This window comes from Halomonas sp. 3D7M (assembly GCF_014897885.1).
Classification (GTDB): Bacteria; Pseudomonadota; Gammaproteobacteria; order Pseudomonadales; family Halomonadaceae; genus Vreelandella.
Window position 1 is genome coordinate 6,665 of record NZ_JABUZF010000261.1, and the last position, 7,240, is coordinate 13,904.

Sequence of the window (7,240 nt, forward strand, 5' to 3'; positions counted from 1 at the left end):
AGCCGCTGCCCATTACCGCAGCCGGATGGCACGCAGGCGAGCTATTTATTCGTTTAGAAGGCGGCGCAAGTTCCGTTAATGCGACCAAGGAACGCCTGGGTGGTGAATCACTTTCCAGCGATTTCTGGCAGCAACTGCGCGACCATCAGCATCCTTTTTTCAGTCTGAATGAAGGGCAAGCACTGTGGCGCTTATCATTACCCCCCAATACGCCGCCGCTAGCCTTGGATATCCCCCAAAGCGATATCTTCTATGACTGGGGTGGCAGCCAGCGGTGGATAAAAACCAGCGCGGCAGCTGATACGTTGCGCACGGCTTGCCAGCAGGCAGGTGGTCATGCCACTTGCTTTACCCCCTACGCCCAAGGTGGAGCAGAGTCACCCTTCACTCCGCTCAACCCCGTGGTCGAAAAGTATCATCGCAACCTGAAGGCCGAGTTGGATGCCTACGGCATTTTCAACCCAGGCCGTCTTTATGCGGCGTTTTAATCAGGAGAGTAGACATGCAGACGCACTTTACCGATGCTGATCGCCAAAAACCGCATATTCAGGAGGCCGAGCGCATTCTGCGCACCTGCGTACACTGCGGCTTTTGTAATGCCACCTGCCCCACCTATCAACTGCTAGGCGACGAGCGGGACGGACCACGCGGGCGCATCTATTTAATGAAAGAGCTGCTGGAAAGCCGCGATGATAATGATCAGGTCACCGAAGAGACACGCCTGCATTTAGACCGCTGCTTGACCTGTCGCAATTGTGAGACCACCTGCCCTTCAGGTGTGGAATATCACAAACTTTTGGATATCGGTCGTGCAGAAATTGACCGCAGGGTTCCTCGTTCCATGGCCGAACGCGCCCAACGCTATGCGCTGCGTAAGATGCTGGTAGATCCTAAGCGCTTCAAAGCACTTCTGTCCTTAGGGCAAACCTTCAAACCCCTGGTGCCTGGCAAGCTACGCAGTAAGATGCCACCGGCACCAGTCGACGCAGGCCAACGCCCGGATAGCCAACGCCATTCTCGCAAGGTGCTAATATTAGAAGGATGCGTTCAACCAGGTCTATCGCCGAACACCAATGCAGCGACTGCTCGACTGCTCGACCGGCTTGGGATTAGCGTGACGCCCATCAGCGAAGCAGGTTGTTGTGGGGCCATTGATTTTCACCTGAATGCCCAGGACGATGGTCGCGCTCGTATGCGTGCCAATATCGATGCTTGGTGGCCACAGATCGAACAAGGGGCTGAAGCCATTGTTCAAACGGCCAGCGGCTGCGGCGCTTTTGTCAAAGAGTATGGCGACATGCTCAAAGATGACCCGGCCTATGCCCAGAAAGCGCAAAAAGTCAGCGCACTGGCGAAAGATATTGTCGAAATACTGCGCGAAGAGCCCGTAGAGAAACTCGAGCTGAAAGAACACCAACGTCTGGCATTTCACTGCCCTTGCACACTGCAGCACGCCCAGAAGCTCAACGGTGCGGTTGAAGGCGTGCTCAGAAAGCTGGGGTTCTCGCTAACGCCGGTACAAGATGCGCATCTCTGCTGTGGCTCAGCTGGCACCTACTCGGTTACCCAGCCAGCGCTTGCCACACAGCTGCGCGATAATAAGCTCAATGCGCTGGAAGCTAGCAACCCAGAGGTTATCGTCACTGCCAATATTGGCTGCCAAACCCACCTTGCTAGTGCCAATCGCACCCCGGTACGCCACTGGGTGGAAGTGGTGGATGCTGCCCTGGTATAAACACTAATTCACTTTGCCGCGCTAACAAGCTTTGACAAGCAATCCATAGCGCGGCACTTTACTCCCCTTGATCAAAAGGAAAGTTTGATGCAAAGCAAAGCTGTTCTCGGCCAAGCCGATGTCATTCAGGTACTAGATGCTGCTCAAAAAGAAGCCGATAACAACGGCTGGCCAGTCACCATTGCCGTAACGGATGATGGCGGGCATCTACTCGCTCTGCGCCGCTTAGACGGTGCTGCGCCCTTCAGTGCCGATGTGGCAACACATAAAGCGCGCAGTGCAGCACTAGGCCGTAAAGAGACCCAAGTGTTTGAAGAGATGATTAACGGTGGGCGCACGGCATTTGTTTCTGCGCCGCTGCAAGGCCTGCTGTCAGGTGGTGTTCCTATCATCGTCGATGGCAACGTCGTGGGTGCTGTCGGCATCTCAGGCGTAAAGCCTGACCAGGACGTACAGATCGCCAAAGCGGGGGTAAGCGCTATCGCCTAATATTATCGTGCAGCTTTATGGCTGCACGTTATGGCGCTAGAGAATGAGTCTAGAGAGATAAATTATACGCAACAAAAAGCCCAGATCATTGATCTGGGCTTTTTTAGAATTCGTTCGACTAAAGCTTTTAGTCGATGAGTGCTTAAATGGCGGACCGGACGAGACTCGAACTCGCGACCTCCGGCGTGACAGGCCGGCATTCTAACCGACTGAACTACCGGTCCACTTTAAGGCACTTATTTCTAACCATAAAACCAGCTATTTAAAAGCGGTTCAGGGGCGCTTAAAAACATTCAGTTAAATGGTGGGTGGTACTGGGTTCGAACCAGTGACCCCCAGCTTGTAAGGCTGGTGCTCTCCCAACTGAGCTAACCACCCGCTGGTCACGTGGCGCTGCATTCTACAGGAACTTAGTGAGATGTCAACACGGCGCGTTCAAATTTTCGATTCAAACCAGCGTATTGCCACTCCTCACACATACCGTGCTTGGTGAGCGCGGACGAAGGATGCCGCAAGTATGGCCGCTTCGTCAATCAAAACTTGCTGATTTAATCCAGAAACACGTCTAGGTTTAAAATCATGATCGCCATCAGCAAGCCAAGCAACGTTAATATTATTAGGCAGGTTATAGCCTGAAACCTCATCTACATTGCCAAAGGGATCTCGTTCCCCCTGGAGAATCTGCACGGGGCAACGAATAGCGGGAAAATGTTCCAAACGGGTTTTGTCTGGTTTTCTGGGTGGATGAAATGGATAGCCTGCGACAATAACGCCAGGGCCATGCACGTCATTGGCGAGCATTTCACTGGCAAATAAAGTGGCAACACGCCCACCCATCGATTTACCGCCCACCCACAAGGGCTGATCGCTCAAAGGCGTCAGTAGCGCGTACCATGAGGCAAAGCTAGCCACCGTTTGCTTGATGGGGGGTGGCGGACGGCGCTTCCCCTGCTCGTTAATCTGCTGCATGTAGGGAAAATCAATTGCCAACACCTGCATGCCTTGCGCCGCTAACGTCGCGGCAAATTGCCGCATAAATACAGAGCAATGACCCGCCCCAGCGCCATGAGCAAGTAGTATTCGGCCCACCTTAGGCGATCCTAAAACCGAAAGCGGGCCGTGCCCAGTCACTATAAACCGCTGTACGCTGGGGTTAGCTAACGCATCGTTTAAAGCTGCTGGGTGTATATCGACGAACCCAGAACCCGCGTAGTAAGACAGGATTAACTCCTAATAATTCAGTGTTACTTCTATTGGCGTGTTCAGCTTAGGGCGCGGCTGCGATAGAATCTCTCTCGGATCTTGACCTGCATCATCAAGCGGGTGGCCGCACCCGGGCAAAATGCTAATGCAAAATGCTGCGGGTTACCCCCTAACCGCGTTCGATGGGAACATGAAATGAACACAGCACTGGAACACCCGACCTACAACTACAAGGTAGTTCGGCAGTTCGCGATCATGACCGTTGTGTGGGGCATTGTAGGTATGACGCTTGGCGTTATCCTTGCCTCCCAGCTAGTTTGGCCGCAACTGAACCTTGGCTTACCTTGGACTAGCTTTGGACGCCTGCGTCCTCTTCATACCAATGCCGTTATCTTCGCCTTTGGCGGTTCGGCGCTCATTGCCACGTCGTACTACGTTGTTCAGCGCACCTGCCAGACACGGCTTTTCTCTGACAAGTTGGCGGCTTTTACGTTCTGGGGCTGGCAAGCAGTCATTATCTCAGCAGTCGTGACGCTACCTCTGGGTCACACCACGACCAAAGAGTACGCTGAGCTGGAGTGGCCGATTAATATTTTGCTCGCGGTCGTATGGATCAGCTATGCCGTCGTCTTCCTAATGACGATTAAAAAGCGCACCACGTCTCATATTTATGTGGCGAACTGGTTCTACGCCGCGTTTATTTTGACCATTGCGGTGCTGCACATCGTTAATAACGCGGCGATCCCCGTTACCCCGATGTACTCTATCTCAGTTTACGCCGGAGCAGTGGATGCGATGGTGCAGTGGTGGTACGGCCACAATGCGGTCGGCTTCTTCCTTACGGCAGGCTTCCTGGGCATGATGTACTACTTCGTGCCGAAACAGGCTGAACGCCCGATCTATTCCTACCGTCTCTCCATCGTCCACTTCTGGGCGTTAATCATGATCTACATGTGGGTCGGCCCGCACCACCTGCACTACACAGCGCTGCCCGACTGGGTACAGTCGCTGGGTATGATTATGTCTATCATTCTGCTTGCACCTTCCTGGGGCGGTATGATCAACGGCATGATGACCCTGTCTGGCGCTTGGCATAAACTGCGCACCGATCCAACACTTCGCTTCCTGGTGGTGGCGCTGTCGTTCTACGGCATGTCGACGTTTGAAGGGCCAATGATGGCCATTAAGACCGTCAACGCGCTGTCACATTACACCGACTGGACCATTGGTCACGTGCACGCTGGTGCACTAGGTTGGGTAGCGATGATTACCATTGGCTCAATGTACCATATGATCCCGCGGGTCTTTGGGCGTACCGAGATGTACTCCGTCAATCTAATTGCGGTGCATTTCTGGTTAGCCACCATTGGTACTGTGTTGTATATCGCCGCCATGTGGGTCAACGGTATTATGCAAGGCTTGATGTGGCGGGCGATTAATGCTGATGGCACCTTGATGTACACCTTTATTGAAGCCGTTGAAGCTAGCGCACCAGGCTACTTTGTACGCTTGATCGGCGGCCTTTTCTGGGTTACGGGTATGTTAATTATGGCGCTCAACGTTTACTTGACCGTCAAGCGTCGTGAGACCCTTAGCCAGCCAACGCCGCAAGCCGCTTAACACGGGGAAGTTGAGACCAATGAAACACGAGATTATCGAAAAGAACGTTGGCCTACTTGCCATATTGATCCTTGTCGTGATCAGTTTCGCCGGCTTGGCTCAGATCGTTCCACTTTTCTTCCAAAAGAAGATCACCGAGCCGGTTGATGGCTTAGAGCCGCTCTCTGCACTGGAGCTGGAAGGTCGCGGTATCTATCGCCGTGAAGGCTGCGTGGGCTGCCACTCCCAGATGGTTCGCCCCTTCAGGGCAGAAACCGAACGCTATGGCCACTATAACGTGGCTGGGGAGCTGGTCTATGAGCACAACTTCCTGTGGGGGTCCAAGCGCACTGGGCCGGACCTTGCCCGCGTCGGTGGCCGTTATAGCGACGACTGGCATCGTGCTCACCTCTACAACCCCCGCGATGTAGTGCCCGAATCAATTATGCCAGCCTACCCCTGGCTATTTGAAAACACCCTCGATGGTGACGCCACTCCTGACAAGATGCGCACGTTGCGTCAATTAGGTGTGCCGTATACCGACGAAGATATCGCCACTGCGACAGAAGACGTTCGCGGCACCCAGGAAATTACCGCACTGGTGGCCTACTTGCAGCAGTTAGGCACCGTGCTTGAGGGCACTCGTTAAGCTATGGACATGGGAACATTTAGCGGCCTTATCACGCTGATACTGATTTTCGTTTTTATTGGCATTGGCCTGTGGGCATACTCCAAGCGACGCAGACCAGACTTCGACGAAGCTGCTAACCTGCCTTTCGCCGATGACGATGATAAGCAACCAACCCGTGACAAGCATGCTTCGTCTGAGCACGAAGTGGATTCCCGCCACGACAGGGGAGATAAAAATACATGAATAATTTATGGGGTGACTCCCTATCCAGCTTCTGGAGCGCCTGGATTATTGTCATCACGTTGGGCACCATCGCGCTAACCGTTTGGATATTATTTGCCAACCGCCGTACCGATAAAACGCCCGACGCTGATGGCAATGTAGAAACCACTGGCCACGCGGCCGACGGAATTGAAGAGTACGACAACGCACTACCCCAGTGGTGGTTCAAGCTGTTTATCCTCACCGTTATTTTTGCCTTGGGCTACTTAGTACTTTACCCAGGCCTAGGTAACTATGCAGGCATTTTGGGCTGGTCCCAAGAAGGCCAGTGGGAAGAAGAAGTTGCGAGTGCTGAAGAGCGCTTCACACCGATTTTTGCTCAGTATCAGGAAATACCTATTCCTGAACTGGCAAAAGACGCTGAAGCAATGCGGGTAGCAGAGCGTGTTTTCCTGAACAACTGTGCGGTATGTCACGGCTCTAACGCCCAAGGTGGTTACGGCTTCCCGAACCTCACCGATGACGACTGGCTGTATGGCGGTGAGCCGGAAAACATCATGACGACGTTGAATAATGGTCGTAATGGATTAATGCCTGCCTGGCAGCAGCTTGGCGAGAACAACATTGAGAACCTCACTCAGTACGTTCTCTCAATGTCTGGCGAAGAGCATGATGCAGACCGTGCAGCCAGTGGCGAAAGCACTTTCCTAGCAGCGTGCGCGGCATGTCATACACCCAGTGGAACGGGAAATACCGCGCTTGGCGCACCTAACCTTACTGATGATGTATGGCTCTATTTGGCACCGGGACAAAGCGTTGCCGATTCTGTCCGCCAAACACTGCGCAATGGTCGTAACGGCCACATGCCAGCACAAGCGGCTTATATCGGTGAAGAGCGTGTTCATCTAGTAGCCGCTTATGTCTACAGCCTACGCTTCAACGACTAATCGCTTAGTTAGTCGCAACCGCTTGTAGGTAGTATCACGAGGGTGCGGTTTCATACCGCACCCTTTCTTCATCCACCGTCCGTCCAGATACCCTTTCTATCCGTTACACTATTATTTAGCGACACGGCATACAGTTGTGTTATCTAGCGTCGCAGGTTTAACGCCACGATATCCATGCTGCCGCCCATTCCCGCCTTAGTGAGCTGCGATCATCGCCATGGAAAAAATACCTAGCCAAGATATTACGCCGCCGCCCGTTGGGCACCATCCCCCAGGGGAAAGTACAACTCAGAGCATGTATGCTAAGCGCCGACATATTTATGTGCGCGAAATTAAAGGGCTCTTCCAGAAAGTAAGGCGCAGCACCAACTGGGCGCTTATGCTGGGCTTTTTTCTGCTTCCATGGCTGAACTG

General features: G+C 53.3%; 7 protein-coding genes, 2 tRNA genes and 2 pseudogenes. 8 read left to right on the forward strand and 3 right to left on the reverse strand.

Going from position 1 to position 7,240, the window contains the following annotated elements; translation table 11 throughout:
• The 3 genes and pseudogenes from glcE to INT22_RS16910 form a co-directional block, all read left to right on the forward strand.
• Positions 1 to 488 (forward strand): annotated as a pseudogene (gene glcE / locus INT22_RS21330) (glycolate oxidase subunit GlcE); the annotation flags it as partial.
• Positions 489 to 502: 14 nt separating this feature from the next.
• The gene (gene glcF / locus INT22_RS16905) at positions 503 to 1,735 is read left to right on the forward strand and encodes a glycolate oxidase subunit GlcF (protein WP_193068615.1); all 1,233 of its coding nucleotides are present in this window, start codon (positions 503 to 505) and stop codon (positions 1,733 to 1,735) included.
• An 87-nt stretch (positions 1,736 to 1,822) separates the two neighbouring features.
• The gene (locus tag INT22_RS16910) at positions 1,823 to 2,224 is read left to right on the forward strand and encodes a GlcG/HbpS family heme-binding protein (protein ID WP_125751197.1); all 402 of its coding nucleotides are present in this window, start codon (positions 1,823 to 1,825) and stop codon (positions 2,222 to 2,224) included.
• A gap of 147 nt (positions 2,225 to 2,371) precedes the next feature.
• Here the strand turns inward: INT22_RS16910 and INT22_RS16915 are convergent.
• The 3 genes from INT22_RS16915 to INT22_RS16925 form a co-directional block, all read right to left on the reverse strand.
• Positions 2,372 to 2,448, reverse strand: a tRNA-Asp gene (locus tag INT22_RS16915).
• A 78-nt stretch (positions 2,449 to 2,526) separates the two neighbouring features.
• Positions 2,527 to 2,602 (reverse strand) — tRNA-Val (locus tag INT22_RS16920).
• A gap of 93 nt (positions 2,603 to 2,695) precedes the next feature.
• Positions 2,696 to 3,313, reverse strand: coding sequence for an alpha/beta fold hydrolase (locus tag INT22_RS16925; RefSeq protein WP_443601988.1), 618 nt, complete (start codon positions 3,311 to 3,313; stop codon positions 2,696 to 2,698).
• A 309-nt stretch (positions 3,314 to 3,622) separates the two neighbouring features.
• Here INT22_RS16925 and ccoN point away from each other — a divergent pair, with 309 nt between their 5' ends.
• The 5 genes and pseudogenes from ccoN to INT22_RS21335 all read left to right on the forward strand — a co-directional run.
• On the forward strand, positions 3,623 to 5,047 hold the full coding sequence (ccoN, locus tag INT22_RS16930) for a cytochrome-c oxidase, cbb3-type subunit I (protein ID WP_193061837.1): 1,425 nt from the start codon (positions 3,623 to 3,625) through the stop codon (positions 5,045 to 5,047).
• 19 nt (positions 5,048 to 5,066) lie between these two features.
• Entirely contained in the window at positions 5,067 to 5,675 is a 609-nt protein-coding gene (gene ccoO, locus INT22_RS16935; protein WP_193061838.1) for a cytochrome-c oxidase, cbb3-type subunit II, read from the forward strand.
• Between the two features lie 3 nt (positions 5,676 to 5,678).
• Positions 5,679 to 5,900 (forward strand): cbb3-type cytochrome oxidase subunit 3, encoded by a 222-nt coding sequence (locus INT22_RS16940; RefSeq protein ID WP_193061839.1) that lies wholly within the window; start codon positions 5,679 to 5,681, stop codon positions 5,898 to 5,900.
• Positions 5,897 to 6,826, forward strand: a complete 930-nt coding sequence (gene ccoP / locus INT22_RS16945) for a cytochrome-c oxidase, cbb3-type subunit III (RefSeq protein ID WP_193061840.1) — start codon at positions 5,897 to 5,899, stop codon at positions 6,824 to 6,826. Before INT22_RS16940 ends, ccoP begins: the two co-directional genes overlap by 4 nt.
• Positions 6,827 to 7,043: 217 nt before the next feature.
• Positions 7,044 to 7,240: pseudogene (locus INT22_RS21335) on the forward strand (cytochrome c oxidase accessory protein CcoG); the annotation flags it as partial.